Below are 636 nucleotides of genomic sequence, written 5' to 3' on the forward strand. Positions count from 1 at the left end.
CGGATGGCGTGCTGCGTGAGATGGCGGCTGTACTCGCCCGCGCGCGCCAGTCGGCATAGGCGATCTTGGTGACCACCTCACCCCGCTCCTTCAAGGCGTCGAGGATAGCGCCGATGTCGAAATTCTCTCCGAGCGTCGATCTGACACCGATCTCGATGTTGTCGAAGTCGATGAAGACGGCGATGTTGAGACGGTCCTGATTGGGCAACTGAAATCCTTTCATCTTTCGATTTTTTATTTTATGCCGAGAGGGGCGCCGGCGCCTCGGGAGGCGGGACGATCACCCGCGTGAATTGGCCACGCTTCATGATCGCGCGTATGCATAAGAAATTCAAACCAGCTTTTGGTTCTTTGCCCAGCAGTAACGCCGGACCGGAGAGTTGTCAATTGCCTTTCTGATCGAGGAAATCCCGGAGGTAATCAGATAGTTTTGTCCAAACTTCAAACCGCGCTCTCACGTTGACCACGTGAGGGCACCGCTCGCGTGGCGTCTCCGCGCAACGTTCGCTGGCCAGTCTACATCTCCGTCGTCAGGAAACTCGAGCTCTGGCCCGTCCAACGAGGTTGTTCCCAAAATGGGAACGCGCTATCCTGCATTGTGCGAGTTATCTCAGTGAGAACACTGGAGGCCTTTTG

Annotated in this window: 1 protein-coding gene; it reads right to left on the reverse strand. The window is 56.1% G+C overall.

Annotated elements, in window-relative coordinates; genetic code table 11:
* The coding region (locus GEV06_28960) for an NYN domain-containing protein (protein MPZ21871.1) at positions 1-223 on the reverse strand (223 nt) is incomplete at its 3' end.
* Positions 224-636 lie beyond the last annotated feature (413 nt).

The sequence above is a fragment of the Luteitalea sp. genome (genome assembly GCA_009377605.1).
Lineage (GTDB): Bacteria > Acidobacteriota > Vicinamibacteria > Vicinamibacterales > Vicinamibacteraceae > WHTT01.